Source organism: Bacillus cereus group sp. BfR-BA-01522, assembly GCF_022662635.1.
GTDB classification, from domain to species: domain Bacteria; phylum Bacillota; class Bacilli; order Bacillales; family Bacillaceae_G; genus Bacillus_A; species Bacillus_A cytotoxicus.
On record NZ_JAKUDY010000005.1, the window covers coordinates 226,170 to 249,217 of the forward strand.

The window sequence follows — 23,048 nt, forward strand, 5'->3', positions numbered from 1 at the left end:
AATAGTTTTGTATTATTTTTAGTACTTGCATTGAGAAATAATCAAATGAAGTAAACTGATTTCAATTTACATGTTCTTCTTAAAAAGGCAAATACTCTTTTATATTCTATATTCACTTAAGGAGAATTCTTAATTATGATAAACCGTTAAAATTAATTGATTCTCGTGAAAAGAATATCAGGTCTACCATAAAATTTATACACTTCATTTAAGTCGGCAACGAAAACAATAACATTTACGACTTGATTCATTCCAACAATTAATTGTCTTCTTAACTGGAAAATGATTTTCTCTCTCTTACCAATATCTAGTGAAAATAAAATAACATACAGCGTATCTTCAATTGTAAAAGCAGCTTGATCAATCATATCTTGAACAAGTGATGCATCGATTTTATAATTCTGTTCATTAAAAAATTTTGTTAGAAAAGCTTTTAAATCCACTAAATAATAAATAGTATTTTTCGATAATAAGACTGATGGATAAACAGTTTCTTTTAAATCATTGTCATTGGAGGTAATATCTTGTATTTTTCGTTTTAAAATCATCAATTTCTCATAGGTAAGCAAATAATCCGTATAAATAGTTGGATAAATGGAGTGACTTAAATATTCAAAAGAGATGACAAAATCAATTGGTATCGCAAACGTTTCTAACTGTTTTGGAGACAGAAAATGATTGATTTTTACAAATGGAAGATACTTTTCAATTGTTTGTTTTGCATAAAACAATTGATCAAGTCCCGTATTAGATATAAGCGCCGCATTCAGCTTTGGATATTCAAGGAAAAATTGATCAATATTATTTTTGATGATCATGACAAAACGGCTTATATCCATTCGATTAAAATTCAGTGCTTTTAAAGTTGGCGTTGATCTAAATATAAAACTGATAATCCCAAATAAAAAGGGATCTTTTTGTATGATTTCATTATAAAGTGTATTGATTACGCGAATTCCATTCGTCGACCGAGTGATAGCGCGATCAAATTCTACTTGGAGTGCTTTAATCGTTAACGAATCAAGAGAACAAGCGATTATCTTTTTTAGCTCTTTAATAAAAGACTCAATAGCGCCTTTCACAATAGCGGTAGGTTGGAAATTCTGAATTTGCTCCATTGTAAGTTGCTTCGTACCAATCTGCATGAGATTTAAAAGAAACATACATTCCTCCTTCGGTAAAGGCATCTTGTAATGTTGTAAAAATAACTTTTGAACCAAATTGATAGACTCCATTTCATGATCCTGAACTTTTGTTTGATAATGAGTTGTAATGGGACATTGAATTTCCAAACGTCCAATCATTATTTTTAAATACATAGCAAGATGCAAAACAGCATTTGAAGTGAAGGTGACTTTCATTTCGTTTAAAAGTTGAGAAATAAAGTGCTGATGGACATAATCTATTTGCTCTTTTGGAGCTCTCATAAATTCATAAGAAAAGGCATTATTTGAAAAACCAAAAAAATAGTACAGTGCGAACAAGCGAATTTTTTTTTCATCACCGGTAATTCTTAAACCCTTTCTTTTGTTTAGACTTAATGAAAAGTTGTCCAATAGGGTTTCCCAATGCTTGAGTTCATACTTAATCGTATTTGGATTTGAGAACACCATTTCTGCCAACTCAGGAATAGAAATCGCAGTAGGACTAAATAACAATTTATGAAAAGTGTCGTAAAATAAAGCATAACGTGAGTCAATTTGAAGTCGATAAATATCCAATAAGTATTCTAGATGTTCTACCTCTTCATCCATTAAGGATAGACAAACTCCTCTGCCGGGTATCTTACTAAGAGACGCCTTGATATGATGATTCGAAATAAATTCTTGAATCACTTTTAAATCATTCCGAATTGTTTTTTCTGAACAGGCTAATTTTTGTTTGTAGTAATCAATGACCTGATAATCCCCTTTATGATCCAATAACATTTCTGCTAATTTTTTTTGCCTAGTATTCATACAGACTTCTCCTTATTTTACCGGAACTACGGTAAAATGAATTATTTCTCATATGATGATTATATCCTAAAATAAACCCATATTAGTAAGAAAGAATACAGCTAATTTGCTTGCAAGCAAAATGAAGGTAATTAACATGGAAGGGACGTTAGCTTTATGAAACTGGCTCAGGAAAAACAAGAAACATTTTTGATGGCACCGCTATTAGTTTTAATGTGTGCACAAATTGGAACATCTGCCGATAATTCTGTCCTAAGTGTTGCAACAAATTCGTTAATTTCAGCATTGAATGCTTCAATGAATGATATTCAACTAGCCAATATGGTTTACTCGCTTTGTGCAGGAGCATTTATGGTTGTTGGTGGCATGTTAGGAATTATCATCGGTTGGAATAAAAACTTTCGAATTGGAGCAGCTCTTATATTTGTTGGAGAAGTGATGTTGGCAATTTCCCACAATATAATGTTATTCACATGGGGGGGAAGGCTCATTGTTGGGTTAGGTGCTAGTTTGATGATTCCCTCTGTATTAGGAATGATCCCGGGAATATACAAAACTAGAACAGAACGTGCATTTGCGTTTGGGGCAATCGGTGCAGCAACAGGGATTGCTTCTGCAGCCGGACCAATTATAGCAGGAATCTTAATTGATAATTTTGGATTTCGAATAGCATTTGGTTTTTTAGCAACTTATTTCGCTATCGTTTTAATTGCTTCTAGCATAATTCCTAAAATCCCAAAATCATCATCAAAATTACGTTTAGATTATCTAGGTATCATGATTGCCGCTTGTGGTCTCTTTTTATTTTTAATTGGGATCTCAAAAATAAATGTTTGGGGATTAGTTCAACCCATTAACGCTCCATTCACAGTGTTTGGATACTCACCTTCATTACCACTAGCTATACTAGGACTTATTATACTGAGCTTTTTATTAAAAGTAGAAAAATATGTTGAGAAAAAACATGGTTGCGCATTAATTCCATCTTCCTTTACTTCAAATGCCCAAGTACGGGAGGGCCTATATGCTTCTGCGATCGTTTTCTTCTATCTAGGTGGAATGATTATGATCGTCAATCCTTATCTACAGATTGTTAACGGCTTTAACGCCTTACAAACAGGATTTGCTATGGGATTTATGGGATTACCTATGTTTTTAGTCTCTTTACTTACACCAAAATATTTCCCTCATGTTCATCCTAAATATTTATTACGCCTTGGGTATCTTTTACTTGGTATAGGGGTGATTCCTATGAGTATCTCTTTATTACCAAATGGCGTTAGTAAACTTATGTATTTCGGATTAATTATAGCAGGGATTGGAATGGGACTTATCAGTTCACAAAGCTCAACAATTGTTGCTACAGCAATTAATACTCGAGATGCTGAGCAATCTGGTGGGATTCAAACAACTTCACGTAATATTGGTCAAGCAATCGGTGTAGCAATATTAGGAATGGTCATGTTGTTTTCATTATCTGCTGGTTGGGATTCTGCCATTCAAAAAGGATCTAACCTTTCAGAACAAGTAAAATCACAGATTCAAAATGAAAGAATCACCTTCAAAAGTGATGCCGATTTACTTCACCAATTTAATACAGTACCTCTAACTAAGCGAGAAAAACAAACATTATTAGAAGTTAACTCGCAGGGCCGTATTCAATCTACTAAATATGCTCTATACACTATGGGATTGATATCAGTACTCTTTCTATTAGGAACTACTGGTATTAAAAATAATTCAGAAAAGGATGATACAAAATGAAAATCTTCAAAGGACAAAAAGTTTATTTAATGGACGATGACTTTTCAACTGCTACAGGAGTAGTAGAAGAAAACGGAAAAATCATTGAAACTGGTAATTTTGAAGAGCTTGTTAACAAATATCCTGAAGCTGAAAAAATAATGACTTATGAAAATGATTACTTATATCCAGGATTTGTCGAACCTCATTCACATCCTATGCTTACTTCCTACTTTTTAGGAAATTGTACTTTAATTGATTTTAAACATTGGGATTTTGGGAAATATGGTGTAGCGCCTGCTTGCCTCACTCCTGAAGATATGATGAATCGATTAGAAAAAGAAGTTGCTAAAAAAGAAAAAGATTCCTTTTTATTCTTCGGATATAATAAGCAGCGCCACGGTACAATCACTGCTAAAGAGCTTGATCAATTAGAAGATCAAAAACCTGTTGTATTACTCTATGGAACAGGTCATGGTGCAGTAATGAATACTTGTTCAATGGAAAAATTCGGATTTAACAAAATTCCTAAAGAGACATTTGGTTGTGGATTAACTGAAGATGGTAATTATAATGGCGTCTTTACCGAAACAGCCTATATGCCTTATATCAGCTATTTAGCACCAATTCTCTATAATAATGACAATCTAGAAAAAGGGAAAAATTTATATTTAGAAAACGCAAAAGTGAACGGTATTATTGCTACTGCAGAATATATGGGTGGCGGCACATCAGGTTTAGAAAATGAAATTGAATTTTATCAAGGCTTCAGTAATGAAGATTACCCTATTCATATGTCCTTTTTAACAAACTATCAACATGTTAATAATCAATTTGATAACGATAACCAAAAAACTTTCGAATATATAGATAACATGATGTCAAAATACGATACAGATGACTTTAAAATAATGAAAGCCTTAAAATTCTTCTTCGATGGTGCTGTAATTGATCATCAAATCATGTTATCCGAACCTTTAACAAATGGAGAAGTTGGGAAATGGAATTACGATTTTAAAGGTCATAATATTGAAACTTTTGTCGAAGATTTTCTACCATTCTGGAAAAATGGATATGACTTTTATATTCACTCCCAAGGTGATCTATCACAACTAACGTTAGCAAAAAAATTAAAAGAATTATTAACTAAAGCTCCTAGAGATGATTATAAAATGTCCATCCAACACTTTGCTTTTTCGAATGACGAATTTTTTGAATTCGTACGAGCTAATAACTTATCTATTAGTATTTCAGCTCTTCCTGCTTATATGGATATTTGGCCAATGTGGGACAAAGCAGGATTATATCCAAAACATTTTCTAACTCAAAACTTCTTACGTCTAAAAGATGTAACAGATGATGATCATTTTGATTTATCTATTCACAGTGATGCTTGTAATATGCCAACTAGACCACTTTATGGAGTATATAAAGCGGTAACTAGAAAAGATGATACTGAAACAAAAGTGAAAGATGATCGTCCACAAAATATTGATTTAATTACAGGTATTCGAGCTATTACAATTGAAGCTGCTAAACAAAATCGAAATGAAAATCTATTCGGTAGCATTGAACCGGGTAAACGAGCATCATTTGTTGTATTTGAAAAAGACTTATTTGATCCAAAAAATGATTACGAAAACCTAAAACAAAATGTTAAACATCTAGTTATAAATGGAACCTATATTTCACTTAGTTAAATATATTTATGATAACAATTCCTACATTTACTGTAATTCTTTCTCCTCCCATTGTTCATAAATCATATATAAGAGATTGTCCCAAAAGGTCGTTAAACACAAGCTTTTGGAGACAATCTCTTCTTTCTTATTAAACTACCACTATGCTAATAATCAATTTGACAATAACGATCAAAAAATTTCGCAATCACATCTCGATCTGATCGGTCTATCATCATGTTAATTCTTCCTTGTAGATAACCATATAAGAGCCAATTTGAACACTCTCTTAGTTGATTATATTTATCCTTTTTTGCCTTAAAGCATAATATCGTACGGTCCTTTTTTGTTTTGTAATAATATTTAGAGATATTATTGTAATCAATAATATATTCTCTTTGCAGTTGATACATTTCTTTCACTTCGTAAATCATAACTTTATGTTTTGTCCCAAAAACGACAAATCGATTTCCTACATCGACAAGTACTAATGGCATAGCAAAATAGTCCGCGGAGCATAAAAGAGATCCTAAGTAGTAGCCCCCTGTCGCACTCGCTTGAAACTGTAATTCGATATATTCATCCTCCTCTAGCTCATAATGTGCTTTTCTTTCTATCTCTCGTAAATTTTCCCTTGCAATTTGCTTTTTAATATCTTTTTTCTTCTCTTCCAAATTCCCAATCAAACGCTCTCCTATTTCTTCAAAATGAGCTATTTGTCGTTCATCCCACTGCTCCAAAACAACTTGATCTAGGCCATTTTCATACCTCATAATATCCCTCCATTCCCTTTTTTAATTTTTCCCTTCCTCTAGACAATCTTGTATAAATGGCACTCGTACTCATATGTAGTTCTTCAGAAATCTGCTTTATACTCTCATCTGCAATATATCTTCGATAAAAAATGTGATAGTCCACCTGATCAAGTCGTTGAATGACCTCTAAAACAAATTCTTTTTCTTCCTCTTTCAACAAAACTTGTTCTACATCTTCTTTATCTTGTAAAATGCAACGTTCCATTGTTTGTTCTATCAATTTTCGCTTAAACTTTCTTTTATAATCTAACGCCTTAAACTTCGCAATCGAAATAATCCAGTTCTTAAATTGTCCCTTTTCAATTTGAAAATGATCTATTTTATACCACAGAATGAAAAGAACATCGTTATAGCATTCCTCAATTTCAACTCTTTCGTGATTTTCTCCTAATATACTTCCTATAACGCCATATATAAGCCTGCTATACTGAAGAATAACTTGATCTAATGCTTCTATATTTTGATTTTTCAATTCGCCCACTAATTCCTTATCATTCATACCTTCTCCCTCCTTTACTTATATATACGAGTGTAACAAATAGTTTCTTACAATATTTTTAATTAAAAATTTTTAACAAATAACATCTACTATTAAACACGAACATTCTTAATTAAATTAATAATTTAATTCGATATTAAATCGTTTTCTCCGGATTTTTTTCTGTAAAACCCTAAAAAATAGACTAAAAAACTTTGACTTCTTTAATAAAATAATGTACATTACCAATTGGGGCGAACATTTTTTACAATTGACAACAAAATTATTCGTATTTAGGGGTGTAAAATATGGAAAATGTATTCGACTATGAAGATATTCAATTAATTCCTGCAAAATGCATTGTAAATAGCCGTTCTGAATGTGACACAAGTATCACTTTAGGAAAACATAAATTTAAATTACCTGTCGTGCCTGCAAATATGCAGACAATTATTGATGAGAAAATCGCAACGTACTTAGCAGAAAATAATTATTTCTATATCATGCATCGTTTTCAACCTGAAACACGCATGGCATTCGTTAGAGATATGCAATCACGAGGATTAATTGCTTCTATTAGCGTTGGGGTTAAAGAAGAAGAGTATGAATTTATAAAGCAGTTAGCTGCTGAACAGCTTTCACCTGAGTACATTACAATAGATATTGCACACGGTCATTCAAATGCCGTTATTCAAATGATTCAACATATAAAAAAATATTTACCAGAAAGCTTCGTTATCGCTGGAAACGTTGGAACACCAGAAGCAGTGAGAGAACTCGAAAATGCTGGTGCTGACGCTACAAAAGTAGGGATTGGGCCTGGTAAAGTTTGTATTACAAAAATTAAAACTGGATTCGGAACTGGTGGATGGCAGTTAGCTGCACTTCGCTGGTGTGCAAAAGCTGCAAGTAAGCCAGTTATTGCTGATGGAGGCATTCGTACACACGGAGATATCGCAAAATCCATTCGATTTGGAGCAACTATGGTTATGATTGGTTCTCTATTTGCTGGTCATGAAGAGTCTCCAGGAGAAACTATTGAAAAAGATGGAAAACTGTATAAAGAATATTTCGGTTCGGCTTCTGAATTCCAAAAAGGTGAGAGAAAGAACGTTGAAGGGAAAAAAATGTTTGTTGAACATAAAGGTTCTTTAAAAGATACTTTAATTGAAATGGAACAAGATCTACAATCTTCTATTTCATATGCTGGTGGAACAAAATTAGAATCCATTCGTACTGTAGATTATGTCGTTGTGAAAAATTCCATTTTCAATGGAGATAAAGTATATTAAGTCTTATCGATCAGACAGATGAGCAATTACCTGGGCGTAATTGCTCTTTTTTTTATACACGTATTCTGCTGGATTAACTGCCTCCACTGCCATATTTTAATTAATTCAAGAAGAAGGACAACCCGTAGTAAATCGCTGGCTCGAAGTACTGCGTGCCAGCGGAACGATGAAACCACTAGAATTAATGAAGCATGCAGGAGTGGATATGTCAAAACCAGATCCACTCCGCAAGGCTGTTTCTTATGTAGGTTCATTAATTGATGAATTAGAACAGTTGTATCACGAGTAATAAAAAACAAGCCCCTTAAGAATGATCATTCTTAAGGAGCTTGTTTTCTACTTCCCAAATCTTTTACGATACCCGCATTTTCGACATAACTCTTCTACTGCAACTCTTCTTGAAAAGCCATCTACAAGATTTTTTGCTCTTTCCCCTTCAATAATATTGGAGAACGAATCCTCATTAATATTCCCAAGATTAATGATGCCCTCACCATCTAAACAACAAGGGATAACTGTTCCGTTTGCTAAAATACCCGCCTGTGTTCGAAGACCATAGCAAAATCCTTTTCCATCATCTTCTTCCTCATGAAGAGCGGGCCACTGAAATTCATAATCTTGGTTAATAAAGATCCGATCAGCAAGCTTTATACCGCTTCCGGGTGTAATCTTCTCCTCAATTTTGTACGGCAGACTAAACTCTTTTTCAATCATCTCTAACAGTTCTCTATTTCGCTTTCTCTCAAGATTTGTCTTATTATCTTGCGTCAAGTTCCACAATCTTAATGAAACAATTAAATCCGATTCACTTGTTGCTTCTCGAATAAAAGAAAGGATATTCCTTACATACCCTTCCTTATCCTCCGAACCAGGATGTCCATCAAAACTATGGAGCGAAAAATTAATCTGTCTTAACGCTGGTTTATTTAATAATTTATGTTTTCTCTTATGAATTAAAGTGCCATTCGTTGTAATATTTACTTTAAACCCTTTTTCATGACTTAAATCTAACAATTTGTCTATTTTAGGATGAAGCAACGGCTCACCTTTAACATGCAAATAAATGTAGTCTGTGTGCGGCTTAATTTGGTCTAACCTCTTTGAAAAGTCCTCCACAGACAGAAACTGCTTCTGCCGTTCTGTTGGCGGACAAAAACTACATGCAAGATTACACACACTCGTAATCTCTAAGTAAAACTTCTTAAACTTTTTCAACCTCAATTCCCCACTTCTTTGACTACTTAGAACAACCCATTGTCCTCCCACTATTACAGCATACTTTTTATGAAATGGGAACATGTTGATTTGAGATACTTATTACCATTTTTCTTTTTCTACATACTCCAATTCACACAATAATCGACTGCCTATTGTCCCTCTTGATTCTTATCACCCTTAAAAACAATCCAAAGCTAAGAAATAAGCCGGTTGCGACAATTCCACTAACAGGATTTAACCAAAAATCCCCTTGATCTGTAAATGTAATGACACCACTAATTGTAACCAAAACTGTCGGGACAGCGTCCTCAAGAGCATGCATACACACACATGGCCATACGGATTTCGTAAGTCTATATATTTCAACATACATAACCGTCCAGCACACCATGAGCACACACCCGATTAAGAGCGTACTCACCCTTGAAGTAGATTCAAAATAATGATTTGGTAAAAATACGATATAATAAGCGCTATGCCATAAAGCCCAAACAAGTCCAGAAATAAGATACAGTAGCCAATCATTCATTTTTAGTTCGATTAACTTCGGCGTTAAATAGCCACGCCATGCAAACTCTTCAAATATATTTTTAAGAAAATTACTTGCCATAGAAATCATCATAATGGATAAAAGCGAATATAGTTCAACATGCGATATGTCCGCAGCACCAAAACAGAGTGCAAATCCAACACTGACGAGAGTAACAAAAGGATAAATAGAGAATGCTGTAACATACCACTTCACATTATTTTTCACATTTAATTTCAACCCCATGTCTTTCCAATCACGGCGAATGATTCTAAAAAATATAGCCGTGAAAAACGGTAACACTAACCAAAGTCCCATACCTAAAGAATTACCTTCCGTTTGATCTGTAAGGACAGAATCAAGCAATACCCCAAGCCATCCACCGCTCAAGACAACAATAATAAAAACAATCAAATGAACCTTTACATTCCCTCTCTTTCCTGTCACCATGTTAAATCGTCTCCTTTTTCCATTTGCCCTCTTTCATATCAATAGAACTTAACTCCCAGCAAAACAAAATAGAATTCTTTCTACCCTACATGTCCATAAAAAGCTACTATACATCGGTTCATTATATTTAATAATATTCATTTATATGATGTATTCTTTAAGTCCTATTCTATAACCGTTCTATCAACACAAATCCCCTTGACCTCATTATGCCAAGGGGATTCATACATATTTTATTGAAACATTACCTTAAAATAATAATTTCTTTTTCATATCATAATTAACATTTTCGCTATATTTTCAAGAAGGTATCAATCATGAAATTATATTTCATGAGGGAAATGATATGAAGGATTTATTTGTGATACGGTTCTCCCCTCTTTACTAACTAGTAAAGCGTCATCTTGCCCATTATTACAATCAAACCAATAAGTTATTCCTTTTATTTCTTTACGATTAGGTTGAACCTCTATTTTCTTGATTATTGCTCGCAATAGAGACTTTTTTTGTTCATAAGTAGCATTTTCATATAGATTAGTGAAATTTTCAAGTGCCTTTATAACCATTTCTTTCGTAATAGGTATTTCCGAACTCTCAATTTTCCTATCTAATTTACTTTTTTCCCTTTCTAGTTCAACTATCTCTTCTCTTAAGGGCTCGGATAATTCCGTATATGTTTCTACTCGAATTTTCTCATCAAAATAATCCTTATTAAGTTTTTTATAAATTGCTTCTTTCTTTTTAATTCTTCATTTATATATGATAAATCATTTTTTATCCTTTCTATTCCACTTTCTTGTTTCTCTTGGATACGTTCAAACGTTTTATCAAAAATTGAATGTATTAAAATAATTTTATTAATACATTGCAATACCTTTTCCTCAATATCTTCCTTACGAATAAGATTAGATTTACAAGCCAACTTCCCCTTACTATGAAATGCTTGGCACATATAATATAAATGATATCCTGATTTATCTCGTTTTTTAGTTTTACACATTACCATCCCTGCTCCACAAGATGGACAACGTAAAATACCAGATAGTACAAATTCCCCATTAAAATTACGATTTTTAGAAATACTTTTCTTGTGGGCATAATTCACACCTTGGACTCTTTTCCATAACTCCTCAGATACAATAGGTTCATGTTTACCTTTAACAAATTTATATTCGTCTGCTTTTCCTTTTCTTCTTTCTACGTTCCAATTCTTATGTCGTCCCCATCTACAGTATCCGATATATAGTGGATTCTCTAAAATTGTTTTAATTGTACCTATACTAAATAATCTTCCTCTCTTTGTTTTAAAACCTTGTTGATTTAAAATAATAGCAATGGATTTATACCCTTTTCCTCCAGCTCTTAAATGAAATACCCTCCGTACAATCTCAGCTTCTTCTTTATTAATTTTTAGCTCCTTATTCTTAACGTCATATCCAAGTACACGTCCCCCATTCCAGTAACCTAACTCTGCTCGCTTAGACATACCAGATTTTACCCTTTGTACAATCATTGAACGCTCATATTCAGCAAATGTAGCCAATAGTTGGATAAATGCAGTCCCTCCAGTCGTAGAACTATCTAAGTTATTATCACTTACTAACACACAACATTTTCTTGGAGCAAGGACATCATCTATTAACTTAGTAACATCACTTACTCTTCTTGATATTCGGTCAACAGATTTAACTAATATCCCCGTAAATTTCTCTTGATAAAGGTCTTTAAATAAACGCTGTATTTCAGGTCGATTATAATCCTTTCCCGAATAGCCATCATCAACATATATATCGTATACCTCATAACCTTTAGTGTTAGCATATTGTTTTAAATAATCTTCTTGTGCTCCTAGAGAGAATCCCTCATTCGCTTGCTCTTCGGTCGATACCCTAATATAAATAGCTACTTTACGCTTACTATGATTCATGTTCCTTCCCCCGATTAATTAGTAATGTCTTTTAGTTCTATATTTTCAATTACAATCCACCCTAATATTTCTATTAATTGATTCCATTTTGTCTCTTCCATACTTGGAATAATCATATTTTCTAACTCCTGCTGACTACGACTAAAGTTCATTTCTTCCTTTTCCAATTTCCTCACCCTTTTAATTTCTAAATAATAGGCTTATGCTTACCCTCTACATGTATATTTCCATAGCTATACATTCCTTGATAAAAAGATTTTCTATCCAGAATCCTTTTAACTTGTACTTTCGTAAATTTTTTCCCTTTTGCAGTAGTAAACCCTTCGATATTCAATTGCTCAGCTAAATTCGATAGTGACCACTTAGGATAGAGTGCCCTTAAGGTAAATACACGCTTTACAGCTTCTGCTTCTTTAACATTGACCTCAATATGCTTTTGACCTTTTCTAGCTTTATAACCATAAGCCACTCTTCCGCCTGCATATCCACCTTCCTGGGCTTTTTTATTACGTCCACGTCCTAACTTAAGAGCGATTTCTAAACGTTGATATTGATCCAATAACTCCATCAATCCATTAATTAAAAAGTCATTTGGATCTTTCTTATAAATACTGTAGTTCGGCTGTTCAATACTTTTCACATCAACTTGATACTTATTAAATTCTCGATGTATCAACACTTTTACAATATCCGAGCGCCATAAACGGTTTGTATTTAAAACAACTACATAATCTATATCTTTCATCCGAAGTCTTGATAGCATATTTTGAAATCCCTCTCGTTCTACTTCAAGTGCTTCTTCATCTACTTTCGCTCCACTAATACCAAGGTCACTGTATATATCAATCAACCTCCAATTGTTATCCTTACAAAGTTTTCTAATCTCATCTTGTTGATATAAGGCACTATAACCTTCCTTAGCTTGTCCTTGGGTTGATACCCTAACATAGCCAATCACGTTCACAAAAAATCCCCCTAGCGTAACGATATTTAAAATTAACGTAACGTTCCGAATAAAAAATGTAAAATATTAACATTTTAAATCATATTAATTTTGCACTCCAATTCCAACCCTTTATTTAAAATTAATTTTTATCTCTTATTTTTAAAGGATTACTCTGTTCAGAAAATACCTTTAAATATCTTGTAGCTAGTGGGAATCAAACAATTATTTAAAATTAATCTGTTTTAAAACTATTTTCTTAAGAACCTTTTTTCTTATAAATAGTTACCTTTACATCGCCCCGATACTCATTTTTATACCCTTTCTCATCTATAGCTTCCAAATTTATCAGTTCAAGGCATTTCATAAATTCATCATAGTTACCAGTTCTAACCTTAGGTTTTTTTAAATTTTTACTAAATGTGTAAGCTTGTTTTCCATATCCTCTTTCATCTTTCTTAAACTTCTGCATATTATCTACTAAATATTGAGATAGTTTAGATTGAGAATAAACAACATTTACATCGTATATCTTCTTTATATTTACTCCTCCATGCCCCCATATATTTTCAAATTCCTTATTGCGTAACATTTCAAGTGGAATCCTTGGAATATTAACCAATACATGATAATGAATTGTTCCACGCTTTTGAAAAGAACGGACAGCTAAATATTTAAAATCTCCAAATTTGGAGCGCATACGTTTTATCCATCTCTCAAAATCTTTACATGCTTTCTCTACAGCTATATTTTCCCTATAAGTTAAAGTAATTAATTGATCTCTATAATTCTTAAAATTAAGGTATAAAAGGTGGTGAAAATCATCAATTTCCTTATTTTTCAATCCTCTTACTTTTGTTTCTTTTTTGTTTCCTTCACTTACGAAGTTTAATTTATTTCGTTTCTTTAATGGCCTATTATAATGTTTATTTATCCCTGTTTTTACTTCTCTTTCATATTCAACTACCTTTAAAAACCTCCCCAACTCTACAAATTTGTAATTATAACCAGACATATCCTGCTCCTCCTTTTTATTTCTCGTCTAAAGAAACAGAACAGATGCAAAACATTCTCCCGGTTTCACATGTTTTTTCTAAACTTTTTTTAAAAATGTGTCTAAAATGTGAAAAAACCGCCATTTTAATGGACGGTTCCTTCTTTGAGTTATATAATTATACATTTTAAAGTTAATAATCCTCTTCAACCTCTAAAATATTGGCTAAATTTGAACGAGCTTCATTAATTTTCTCTTCTAACATATTTCTATCCCCTGATTGTTCTAACAATCCTACACTTGTAATTAGCCCCCTAAAATGAATTAATATCATCCTTTCCTTTTCGCTATAATCATTCGGATAATTTTCCATTGCACGCATATGATCAGCTACCCACTTAGTCACCTTTTTATCAGGAAATGCATTCTCCTCAATTGCTATATTTAATTCGTGAAAGCTATAAAGGGAACTTTTATAAAAATCTTCTTCTATTCCGCTTGGCGTATCAATTGAACTACCTAATTTAGAAGTAATAAATAGAATTAAAATAATACCTAAAATCCAAAATCTTTTCTTTTTCCAAATAGGTCTCTTTACTTCTTTATGTACTACTACGTCCTCTTTCAAATTTCTCATCTTCCCTTCCTTAAATTAAACCACTTTAAATAAATTGAATTTTCTTTCTTTAACTCTTATACTTCCTTACCTTCTTCTCTACTACGTAGAGGGAGACTTCGTCTCTTTAGTTATAAAAGTATAATATTTCTCTTTTGATATTAACGAGAGACCTACATATACTTATTAAATAAAAGGAATAGAACGGTACGTAAAAGCGTACCACTTTTAGAAAAATTATATGGTATCTTTTTCCATAAAGTCAACTGATATAAGTTGGGCAGGGATAAAGATGACAAAAAAAGTTATAGTAAAAATACATGAATTAACTAAAGAAAAGGGAATCTCCTTAAGAGAATTATCACGATTAACAGATATCCGTCACGCAGCTTTAAGTGAATTAGCTAATCAAAAAAGGCAAAATATTAACTTTAGACATATAGAGAAGATTGCAGAAACTTTTGAGATTGAGGATATTAGAGATATTATTGATTTTGATCAGAAATAAAGCGCTTTTTATAGAAGCGTTTTATTTTATTTGTATATTATTTCATAAATTATATAGAATACCCTTATATATCATTTAATTAAAATAAGAGGATTTATCAAGTAATTTAATATCAAGATCATATATATTATTTATAGGTAAATTTTCAATAAATTCCCTTCCATTAAATCAAATATAGTTACACATAATTGCAAAATATGATATAAGATTAATGAGAGGTGTTTTAAATGTTCACAAGCGAATTATGCTTACAAAATAAATTTATACAACTAAAAGAAGCTGATTTAAACGAAAATGAGAAAATCCTAACGGAGTTTAATGCGCGATTTGGAAATGTAGATATAGTTCAGGTAATTATTAATGATTCCAACTTACTAAGTTATGATCAAGCAAATTTACTTTCATCTTACCAATGTGCTAAGGTATTAGCCTTTTTACACAAAAAAGCAATTCGTACCTTTACCTATCTACAAAAAAGTACAGATTATGGAGAGAAAACATTAAGCACTATATTATCTAAGTTAATTAAAACAAACATAGTTACAGAAATTAATTCAAATCGATATATTATCTCTGAAGAATTCGAATTCCCTATATTACAATTCATATCTTATGAAGCAAAATTACAAAAATGGAAAAAAGCTATACTCCAAGCTTCCATTAATAAAAAATTCTCATCTTATTCATATGTAGTTTTACCAATTGAATTAGCATACAAATTAAAACAAAATAAATTAGATTATTTTCAAACCTATAATGTTGGACTGATTGGTGTTTCTGATAACAAAATTGAATACCTATTCAACCCTAAAAAAGAAACTTTGAAGTTTACGATTAATCCTTCATTAATTTCTAGTATCGCTAAGTATCAGTTAGAAACTTCGACCTTCTCCATTTCAACCCAATAAAAAGAAGCTATCACTAAATTGAATAGCTTCTTTTTATCATGCTACTTATAGAATAATAAAATTATCTTCTTGAAATCCATTTAAGGCATTCTTATAATTCCCTATATGCCTACCATTAATCCTTTGTAATGGATTCAGTTCATTGTAACGGTTTATATTAGATTCTGCTGTATCAACTATTTCATTCACTAGCCTTAATTTTTCATCAATGCTTTCTTTTTCAACGATATCTTCAACAACTTTCTTCAAGGCTTCAAAATATTGTTGATAAATTTCATTTAAGTTTATACTTTCAATATTTCCTGAGTTTATTTTATCATCTAACTCACAATCACATAAAATCTTCCCGTACATTTCATCCTGATATTCCTCAGGAATACTAAATATTTCGTCCTCTATTGCTAATTCATATAGCATCTTCATGGAAGTATATCTTTTCTTTTGTCTTCCCATACCTTCAACTGGTTCTAAACCTTTTTGTTCCTTATTAAAGTTTCTTAATGAATAAAACCAACCTGTACCAATTGCCTCAGCTCCAACTGCAAAATATAAGATGCTTTCTATCCCCACATAACCAATGATAACCTTTAACCCAAGGTTTTTTAAATCATAAATAAATTGAAGCATATTTTGGAGTCGAGTAGGATTAAAATCATGCCTATGTTTATTATTATTCTCTCGATCAATAGTAATATATATACCATCAAAATTATGAGATATATCACTAAAATCATCTAAAAAGTCTGCAATATATGATTTATTTTCCAGCGCGCTTTCACTAAAAATAACTGAAACATATTTCTCAACTTCTATTCCCCGATTAGATACGCTCTCATTAAAAATTTCCCATATATCAAAAAGCTTATCAACTATTCTATCATTAAAACTATACAAATATAGGGATGGGGCCATTAATGCATCTACATTAAAATCTAATTGAAAATCAATAGAACTCTCCACTAAGTTCTCAATATTGCTGGTGTTTCTTAAAAAAGCTCTATCTATATCTTGTTCAGGAAAATAAGAAAGATCATTCAATTTTTTTGGAATTGATCCAGAAAATTGCTTATAATACACTTTTAAATCTACTATATTTTTTCCTAAAGAATAATCTGTATTATCTTCTCTTACATCCTTAATTCGGCTTATAGTTTCTTCCCTTGGATCCCAAATTACACCATCTATTAATCTGTTAGCATAAAATCTATCTAACTTTGGCTTCCAAGAAGGACCATGTTGTGCAAAAATCATTATTTTTCCTCCTGACCCATTAGATTTTCTAATTCATTTAATAGTTCATCTAAATTTGACCATCTTCTATGCCTTTGTTGTGTTGCCAATCTAGATATTACTTTACTAAATAGTAGTACAGACTTAGAACTAGAATCTTTCCCTTTCCATAACTGGAATACATAATGCATATCCCGTATGTTTTTCATACCCATCGTTCGGGTTTCTGGGAGAAATATTTCTATTGCAATTAATCCCAATGGAAATAAATCTGTTCTAAAGTCCCAAGTATAATCGGAAGTTCTTTTTTCTTGCTCAGGAGCCATATAATAAGGCGTTCCTATGGCCATTCTTGTACCAGTAAGTTTTTCCTCTTCATTTGATTTTACCAAACCAGCATCTATTATTTTAAAATTACCTTGATGGTATATAATATTTCGCGGCGTTAAATCCCTATGCACATACCCACTATCGTGCATTACCTTAACTTGATTAACCATTTGGAATAAAAATGCCACAATCGCATCAATATTTTGAGGGCTCCGATACAGTTCACTACTATTTAGTGTATCTCCCTCAAATCTTGTTTCAAAATAATAAATAAAACGATAATTTTCTTTTATTAATATTTGATGTTCTTCAAAAATCTCTAATTGAGGTAGAATCGGACATTTTTTTGATGCATTAAGCTCTCTAATAATTCTCTTTGATCTAGCCTCTATTTCATAATCACGTTCGGATTCAAAATCATTAGCTGATATTTCCCTAAATGCTAATCTGTTAAATGTGTTATAGGGTGAAACATCAACAAATTTAAGCATACTTACATTTCCGGTACTAAGGGTTACCTGGAATACCTGCCTCTGCCCACTTTTGGGTAACTTAGTAATGGATGTTGCTATTAATCCCTTTTGTTGTAATATGCTCTGAACATCTGCATCATTTATGATATATGGATCCATAATTTCTCCTTTACAAAAAATTAAATTTAAATTTTTATCCATGCAATCCCTTTACTATTTCCCACCTTTAAATTATTGTATCATATTTCCAATGTAGTATATTACTAAATATGTATGTTTTGGTAATAAAAAATCCCTTCGATAAGTTATATATTCATAACTTACCGAAGAGACTTTTACTCAAAATTCTTCTATAAAAATTTGTATTTTACTATCAATAACGATACGACTTTCATTACTATTGATAAATTGCTAAAACTTCTAGGATTATAATATTTTTATCACTTGTGATACTTTGTATATCCTCAATTTCCTCTTTACCCATTGTTCTTCTAATTCCTCGACCTAAAGAAAATAAATCCTTCATAATGTCAAATACAACTATAGGTTTATCCGTTACATTTTTTCGAGATAGAACTTTTGCAATTACAGTTACTTCTTCATCTTCAAAATCCTCTAAATGCTCTAATTCATAACAGAGATTATTTGCATTTAATTTCGCAAAACCTACTCGCTCTTCAAACTTGTTGCATTCAAGAAAGGCTGGAATTTTTGTGCTTTCCTTTGCAAAAATTTTATTGAATAATTCTTCTTCTTGAGCGTTTTGTATGTTCATGCTTGAAGTTAACATAGGCTTTCCTTTGTTAATTAAATCCATCATATCAAACTCTGTAGGAATCCGAAAATCTCCCTCAAAACGAATAATAGATGTTCTAGGTATTGTTTCAGCATCCCATTCATCCTGTGAAAAATCAAAATAATTATCCTTACTATTACTTTCAAGTAAATCTTCAAATTCATTACAGTCAAGTATTAGGCTCTCTACTATTTCCCCTTCCATTTCGTTACTTCCACTTATCCCCCCTGAAAGTACTGAAACTTTAGCGTTTACGGACTTCCCTGAATTTACTTTGACCTTGTTTATCTTTACATATTTTTTCCCCTCTAGTACTGCCCTATATTCTGCAACTTTATTTGAATCAAAATATATTAGATTTTTGAACAAAATAAACTCCCCCTTTTAGTATTTATCAGTATAATAAACTTGGCTTCTTATATTTTGCCTTCTAAACAACTAAAAATAATCATCTTTATATTATATTTATTGGATGAAGCCTACTAGCATTATAATACAACAATAATCATACTAATTTGAACCATTAGGATGCTATTTCCCACCAATTAATTGAATAAAAACTCTATATCAATCTTCCGCTTTACCATCACTTGTGATACGGTTCACCGAACATCACTAAAGAACATAGTTAATTTACATAAAGTATTTATATGTATTTAGACTAATTCTCCATAACTTATGGAGAATTAGTCTAACCTTTTATTTCAATGTAAACTTTTGCAATTTATGTTTATATTTCTTCCTAATTAAAAGTCTGTGATTAAATTGCAAACTATATACTATACAATTATTACATCGTTTACAAAGTCTCTATTTTTAAATCTACTTTTTCTTCAAGAGCTTCATTTAAAGCATAAAATAATACCTCAAACATATCTTTCCCATCACTTGTAACAAAATAGTTTGAAAGGTCTTTTATGTCTGATGAAATATCATCACCCCAAGGTGGCTGTTTAGATAAATCCTCGATATCCCATACTACTTCTGATGGTGAAAACAGCTTCAATTTTTCATGCACTTCTTTTGCTTCTTTAATCGCCTTTGGAATATTTTCTAGCGGAAGTTTTCCACTATATAGTTCTTTCATTAAGTGAGGATATTTTGTTCCCCATCCTTCTTTTTCTAAATGGTAGCTTATTGTTGAAAAGAACGAATGTACAAAATCTGATGTACCAAGTTGATACCAATAAAAATCAACCATAAGTCCTGTTGCCATATTTCTTCACTCCCTTTTAATTACTGTCTTTTTTGATGATAATCTCTATTTGTCCAAATGTTCTTTGCGTTATTTCTTCTTTAATTTGTTTTAACGTTTCTTTTGTTACCGTTTGTCCTCGCACATCAATTAAAACAGTTTGTTTAACTCCTTCGGGTAAATGTTTTATCCTATCTTCAAATTGTTTTACAACAATATTAATTAATGAATTTCTTCCACTTGATGTTGTAACATTATAATTTTTTATCTCTATACTTCGACCTTCTTCGTAACTGAAAAAGTCTGGTCTTGTACTCCCTTTAGTACCGTAAGAAACTTTTTCTCTATCTTTAAATGATATTTGGTCTGTATATTTTGGTTTAGAAAAGGTATCTCCTGCATCAAGCTCCGATTGTCTCCATGATGGTCTAGCAAACATAAGATAACCACTTAGGTAATTACCCCAGTTTCCTGTTGGCGGTAACATACTAGTCATAGTCCCACTAGTAAGCCCATCCGCAAAAGCAGGTTGTAAACGTGGTGGGAAGGCTTCTGTTACTTTATAAACATTTACTCCTCTAGCAAGCTTAGAAACCTTATCAAGCCCTTTTCCTCCAAGTAATCCTGTACCGATTGATGTCAATAGATAAGAGCCCCAACGGAATCCACTTTCAACATCACCATACCAAACATCGTTCATAAAGGAGTCCGAGAAAACATTCCACATTGCAGGAAAAGTTTCATCATAATTAACAACAGCATCCCACATATTTGACCATGTTTCACCGTCACCTAACGCTTTAAATCCTTCCCAAGCATCACCAACAGCTTGTCCTGCACCAGTATAAAGACCATCCCAAGCTTTCTCTAAATCAGATTTTGGAATAAGTTTACCACACATTGCCCCTTCTTCAATATCTTCATTAGATAAACTTTCATCAACTAAGTTACCGCCATAAAGTTCATCAGCATTACGGAACTTTTCCGCTGCATTCATTAGTTCTTCTGCAATTTTATCAAATTCCCGAAATACATTAAACATTTGAGGTTTTGTTTCATTAAACATCTGATAAAACCTTTGACTTGTTGCACCACTCCACATTGAAGCAATATATTCCGTTTGTTGATATAAATCTTTATGTATTTGTTCTAATCTATTTTTAGCTTCACGAACTATCTTTGCCGATTGTTCCAAACGTTCTGGTGTTACTTTTATTTGAACCATACAGTACCTCCTTTTCCTATTATTTCATAAGAAAATTATACCATGTCGGATTATTTTACCGTTCCAAATATTCGAATTTTCTAAATACAAATAATTAATGAGGTTTTCTTCTATAATTAAAACAAAATTATTAAATAAATGTTGAGAAATATTAGAAATTCATTTCTATTGTATTTTATTCTTGCTATCATGAATTATAAGAATATTCAAAAAGGAAGGGATTCTATGAACGTTCCAGTGAAGGGGAATGAACAAGTTACGAAATTATTAAATGACTGGTATGTAGCTATGCTGGCACAACATGTAACTAAAGCACAGCAATTAAAAAAAGAAATTGATGAGCAAATTAACAACATCGAAGAAAACCAAAATCTATTACTATATTATTCATTGTTAGATTTTAGATACAAGGTACTAACTGATGGTTTAAATATCACAAAAGAAAGTTTTGATAAAATCGAATCTTTTGATACACCAACTGATGACTTTCTATCTTACTACTATCATTTCTTCAAAGCTATTCATGCAACTCTACTTGCAAATCATAATGAAGCTAAAGAACATTATGAGAAAGCAGAAAATCTTTTAAAATTCGTTTTTAATGAACTAGAACAAGCTGAATTTTATTATAGAATTGCATCTTTTTATAACATTACTTTTCATTCACTTATGGGTATTAAGTGTGCATCTAAAGCAGAAGAGATATTTTCTAAACATACTGGTTGCGAAATTAATGTAGCTCTATGTAAAAATATCTTAGGAGGGGCTTGTGTACAGCTACAACAATTTGAATTAGCAGAAGAATATTTCACTTCTGCAATAGATATTTTACAGAAGCAAAATGAAGAAACCTTAATTTTAAGAGTTAGAAATAATTTAGGTTGGCTATATGCAAGCCAAAACCTTTCAAGTTTGGCTATTCGCCATTTATCAGAAGTTAATCAAAAAATCCCTAACCACTTCAAAGCTATTTTCTTACAAGCAAGAGAACATTTTAAACTTGGAGAAAAAGAGGTAGCAGATGGATTTATTAGAAAAGGTTTGGATGTTTGTAAAAAATTAAAAAATGAAGAATACAAGCATCATTTTTTAATTTTAAAAGGAATGAACGACAATATCCCTTTAGAGGAATTAGAAACTATAATTATCTTAGGCACTGCATACTTTAAGAAGGAGCGGTTATTAGGCTACGTACAAGAATATGAAGAAATATTGGCGGTCAAATTTCATGAGATGCTAAACCTTGAAAAATCAGCAAAATACTTCTATTCAGCTTATAAAGCTAAACAAGAATTATCAGAAAAAGGAGCGTTAAAGTGATGAAAAAACTTTGTTCAATTGTGTTAAGTTTAGCTATTATTGGTATTGTTTCTTTTGGATTAAATAGTTCTATAGAAATTTTACAGTCTGCTCATGGAGATTACCCTGCCCCTCAAAGAACTAACTTAGTATATAATTTAGGCAATACACTTACATCTAATAATTCAGACGGCAATACTGGTGGAATTATTGCAAACTACGAACACGGTCAAACTTTTTAATTAAGAAAAAAGAACGTCCTTCTTTGAAAGTGACGTTCTTTTTTCTTAACCACGGAAAGATTGAACACTAGGAATGTTTTACAAATTATCCATTGGGGTAATAACCAAATTTGTTAGTACTAATATTACTTACTTTGAAATAAAAACTATATTCATTCCCCATACTGCAATAGTTTATGTAGTTGGAATACAAAAAGAGC

The 23,048-nt window shown here is 31.8% G+C and carries 22 protein-coding genes and 1 pseudogene; 8 read left to right on the top strand and 15 right to left on the bottom strand.

The genetic code is table 11. The features are described from left to right. Positions 1–152: 152 nt before the first annotated feature. Positions 153–1,958, bottom strand: coding sequence for a BglG family transcription antiterminator (locus tag MR059_RS09985; RefSeq protein WP_012096411.1), 1,806 nt, complete (start codon positions 1,956–1,958; stop codon positions 153–155). A gap of 156 nt (positions 1,959–2,114) precedes the next feature. Between MR059_RS09985 and MR059_RS09990 the strand changes: the two genes are divergently transcribed. Together MR059_RS09990 and MR059_RS09995 are read left to right on the top strand one after the other, a co-directional pair. After that, complete coding sequence (locus MR059_RS09990) at positions 2,115–3,722, top strand: MFS transporter (protein ID WP_012096412.1); 1,608 nt, start codon at positions 2,115–2,117, stop codon at positions 3,720–3,722. Further along, positions 3,719–5,401 carry an amidohydrolase family protein gene (locus MR059_RS09995; protein ID WP_012096413.1) on the top strand — a complete coding sequence of 561 codons (1,683 nt, stop codon included), beginning with the start codon at positions 3,719–3,721 and terminating at the stop codon, positions 5,399–5,401. The genes MR059_RS09990 and MR059_RS09995 overlap by 4 nt, the downstream gene beginning before the upstream one ends. Before the next feature lie 146 nt (positions 5,402–5,547). On the opposite strand, the gene MR059_RS10000 is transcribed toward MR059_RS09995, so the two are convergent. Next, the gene (locus MR059_RS10000; protein WP_012096414.1) at positions 5,548–6,153 is read right to left on the bottom strand and encodes a hypothetical protein; all 606 of its coding nucleotides are present in this window, start codon (positions 6,151–6,153) and stop codon (positions 5,548–5,550) included. Then, positions 6,143–6,694, bottom strand: coding sequence for a sigma-70 family RNA polymerase sigma factor (locus tag MR059_RS10005; RefSeq protein ID WP_012096415.1), 552 nt, complete (start codon positions 6,692–6,694; stop codon positions 6,143–6,145). Before MR059_RS10005 ends, MR059_RS10000 begins: the two co-directional genes overlap by 11 nt. A 287-nt stretch (positions 6,695–6,981) precedes the next feature. Between MR059_RS10005 and guaC the strand changes: the two genes are divergently transcribed. Both guaC and MR059_RS10015 read left to right on the top strand, forming a co-directional pair. Further along, positions 6,982–7,965, top strand: coding sequence for a GMP reductase (gene guaC, locus MR059_RS10010; protein ID WP_012096416.1), 984 nt, complete (start codon positions 6,982–6,984; stop codon positions 7,963–7,965). 49 nt (positions 7,966–8,014) lie between these two features. Next, positions 8,015–8,254 (top strand): annotated as a pseudogene (locus MR059_RS10015) (oligoendopeptidase F); the annotation flags it as partial. A gap of 47 nt (positions 8,255–8,301) precedes the next feature. On the opposite strand, the gene MR059_RS10020 reads toward MR059_RS10015, so the two are convergent. The 7 genes from MR059_RS10020 to MR059_RS10050 form a co-directional block, all read right to left on the bottom strand. Next, positions 8,302–9,180, bottom strand: coding sequence for a radical SAM/SPASM domain-containing protein (locus MR059_RS10020; protein WP_012096417.1), 879 nt, complete (start codon positions 9,178–9,180; stop codon positions 8,302–8,304). A gap of 133 nt (positions 9,181–9,313) precedes the next feature. Then, positions 9,314–10,162 (bottom strand): CPBP family intramembrane glutamic endopeptidase, encoded by an 849-nt coding sequence (locus tag MR059_RS10025; RefSeq protein WP_012096418.1) that lies wholly within the window; start codon positions 10,160–10,162, stop codon positions 9,314–9,316. Between the two features lie 679 nt (positions 10,163–10,841). Continuing rightward, positions 10,842–12,089 carry a recombinase family protein gene (locus MR059_RS10030; protein ID WP_242161742.1) on the bottom strand — a complete coding sequence of 416 codons (1,248 nt, stop codon included), beginning with the start codon at positions 12,087–12,089 and terminating at the stop codon, positions 10,842–10,844. A 14-nt stretch (positions 12,090–12,103) separates the two neighbouring features. Next, complete coding sequence (locus tag MR059_RS10035; protein WP_162533128.1) at positions 12,104–12,241, bottom strand: hypothetical protein; 138 nt, start codon at positions 12,239–12,241, stop codon at positions 12,104–12,106. A 35-nt stretch (positions 12,242–12,276) separates the two neighbouring features. Beyond that, the gene (locus MR059_RS10040; protein ID WP_012096422.1) at positions 12,277–13,053 is read right to left on the bottom strand and encodes a recombinase family protein; all 777 of its coding nucleotides are present in this window, start codon (positions 13,051–13,053) and stop codon (positions 12,277–12,279) included. A gap of 238 nt (positions 13,054–13,291) precedes the next feature. After that, on the bottom strand, positions 13,292–14,047 hold the full coding sequence (locus tag MR059_RS10045; RefSeq protein ID WP_012096423.1) for a rolling circle replication-associated protein: 756 nt from the start codon (positions 14,045–14,047) through the stop codon (positions 13,292–13,294). Positions 14,048–14,219: 172 nt separating this feature from the next. After that, on the bottom strand, positions 14,220–14,663 hold the full coding sequence (locus MR059_RS10050; protein WP_012096424.1) for a hypothetical protein: 444 nt from the start codon (positions 14,661–14,663) through the stop codon (positions 14,220–14,222). 271 nt (positions 14,664–14,934) lie between these two features. Here MR059_RS10050 and MR059_RS10055 point away from each other — a divergent pair, with 271 nt between their 5' ends. Continuing rightward, positions 14,935–15,150 carry a helix-turn-helix domain-containing protein gene (locus MR059_RS10055; protein ID WP_012096425.1) on the top strand — a complete coding sequence of 72 codons (216 nt, stop codon included), beginning with the start codon at positions 14,935–14,937 and terminating at the stop codon, positions 15,148–15,150. A 227-nt stretch (positions 15,151–15,377) separates the two neighbouring features. Then, positions 15,378–16,058 (top strand): hypothetical protein, encoded by a 681-nt coding sequence (locus tag MR059_RS10060; RefSeq protein WP_012096426.1) that lies wholly within the window; start codon positions 15,378–15,380, stop codon positions 16,056–16,058. 45 nt (positions 16,059–16,103) lie between these two features. Here MR059_RS10060 and MR059_RS10065 read toward each other — a convergent pair whose 3' ends face one another. From MR059_RS10065 to MR059_RS10085, 5 genes are all read right to left on the bottom strand, one after another. Further along, positions 16,104–17,309 (bottom strand): hypothetical protein, encoded by a 1,206-nt coding sequence (locus MR059_RS10065; protein WP_012096427.1) that lies wholly within the window; start codon positions 17,307–17,309, stop codon positions 16,104–16,106. Continuing rightward, a complete protein-coding gene (locus MR059_RS10070) occupies positions 17,309–18,292 on the bottom strand; it encodes a protein kinase domain-containing protein (protein ID WP_012096428.1) in 984 nt (327 codons plus the stop codon). Before MR059_RS10070 ends, MR059_RS10065 begins: the two co-directional genes overlap by 1 nt. Positions 18,293–18,488: 196 nt before the next feature. Then, on the bottom strand, positions 18,489–19,256 hold the full coding sequence (locus MR059_RS10075; RefSeq protein ID WP_012096429.1) for a DUF6414 family protein: 768 nt from the start codon (positions 19,254–19,256) through the stop codon (positions 18,489–18,491). 430 nt (positions 19,257–19,686) lie between these two features. Beyond that, entirely contained in the window at positions 19,687–20,103 is a 417-nt protein-coding gene (locus MR059_RS10080; RefSeq protein WP_012096430.1) for an immunity 70 family protein, read from the bottom strand. A gap of 16 nt (positions 20,104–20,119) precedes the next feature. After that, positions 20,120–21,307: a WXG100 family type VII secretion target gene (locus tag MR059_RS10085; protein ID WP_012096431.1), complete on the bottom strand. Its 1,188-nt coding sequence runs from the start codon at positions 21,305–21,307 to the stop codon at positions 20,120–20,122. Positions 21,308–21,532: 225 nt separating this feature from the next. Here MR059_RS10085 and MR059_RS10090 point away from each other — a divergent pair, with 225 nt between their 5' ends. Both MR059_RS10090 and MR059_RS10095 read left to right on the top strand, forming a co-directional pair. Next, complete coding sequence (locus MR059_RS10090; protein WP_012096432.1) at positions 21,533–22,627, top strand: response regulator aspartate phosphatase; 1,095 nt, start codon at positions 21,533–21,535, stop codon at positions 22,625–22,627. Next, complete coding sequence (locus MR059_RS10095; protein ID WP_049759285.1) at positions 22,627–22,848, top strand: Phr family secreted Rap phosphatase inhibitor; 222 nt, start codon at positions 22,627–22,629, stop codon at positions 22,846–22,848. The genes MR059_RS10090 and MR059_RS10095 overlap by 1 nt, the downstream gene beginning before the upstream one ends. The last annotated feature ends 200 nt before the right edge of the window (positions 22,849–23,048 follow it).

Bases quoted from the DNA above. Each gene is read 5' to 3' on its own strand.
- MR059_RS10005 (WP_012096415.1), bottom strand. From the start codon at position 6,694: ATGAATGATAAGGAATTAGTGGGCGAATTGAAAAATCAAAATATAGAA.
- guaC (WP_012096416.1), top strand. From the start codon at position 6,982: ATGGAAAATGTATTCGACTATGAAGATATTCAATTAATTCCTGCAAAA.
- MR059_RS09985 (WP_012096411.1), bottom strand. From the start codon at position 1,958: ATGAATACTAGGCAAAAAAAATTAGCAGAAATGTTATTGGATCATAAA.
- MR059_RS10080 (WP_012096430.1), bottom strand. From the start codon at position 20,103: ATGGCAACAGGACTTATGGTTGATTTTTATTGGTATCAACTTGGTACA.
- MR059_RS10060 (WP_012096426.1), top strand. From the start codon at position 15,378: ATGTTCACAAGCGAATTATGCTTACAAAATAAATTTATACAACTAAAA.
- MR059_RS10045 (WP_012096423.1), bottom strand. From the start codon at position 14,047: ATGTCTGGTTATAATTACAAATTTGTAGAGTTGGGGAGGTTTTTAAAG.
- MR059_RS10090 (WP_012096432.1), top strand. From the start codon at position 21,533: ATGAACGTTCCAGTGAAGGGGAATGAACAAGTTACGAAATTATTAAAT.
- MR059_RS09995 (WP_012096413.1), top strand. From the start codon at position 3,719: ATGAAAATCTTCAAAGGACAAAAAGTTTATTTAATGGACGATGACTTT.
- MR059_RS10070 (WP_012096428.1), bottom strand. From the start codon at position 18,292: ATGGATAAAAATTTAAATTTAATTTTTTGTAAAGGAGAAATTATGGAT.
- MR059_RS10055 (WP_012096425.1), top strand. From the start codon at position 14,935: ATGACAAAAAAAGTTATAGTAAAAATACATGAATTAACTAAAGAAAAG.
- MR059_RS10000 (WP_012096414.1), bottom strand. From the start codon at position 6,153: ATGAGGTATGAAAATGGCCTAGATCAAGTTGTTTTGGAGCAGTGGGAT.
- MR059_RS10035 (WP_162533128.1), bottom strand. From the start codon at position 12,241: ATGAACTTTAGTCGTAGTCAGCAGGAGTTAGAAAATATGATTATTCCA.
- MR059_RS10025 (WP_012096418.1), bottom strand. From the start codon at position 10,162: ATGGTGACAGGAAAGAGAGGGAATGTAAAGGTTCATTTGATTGTTTTT.
- MR059_RS10065 (WP_012096427.1), bottom strand. From the start codon at position 17,309: ATGATTTTTGCACAACATGGTCCTTCTTGGAAGCCAAAGTTAGATAGA.
- MR059_RS10050 (WP_012096424.1), bottom strand. From the start codon at position 14,663: ATGAGAAATTTGAAAGAGGACGTAGTAGTACATAAAGAAGTAAAGAGA.
- MR059_RS10085 (WP_012096431.1), bottom strand. From the start codon at position 21,307: ATGGTTCAAATAAAAGTAACACCAGAACGTTTGGAACAATCGGCAAAG.
- MR059_RS10095 (WP_049759285.1), top strand. From the start codon at position 22,627: ATGAAAAAACTTTGTTCAATTGTGTTAAGTTTAGCTATTATTGGTATT.
- MR059_RS09990 (WP_012096412.1), top strand. From the start codon at position 2,115: ATGAAACTGGCTCAGGAAAAACAAGAAACATTTTTGATGGCACCGCTA.
- MR059_RS10030 (WP_242161742.1), bottom strand. From the start codon at position 12,089: ATGAATCATAGTAAGCGTAAAGTAGCTATTTATATTAGGGTATCGACC.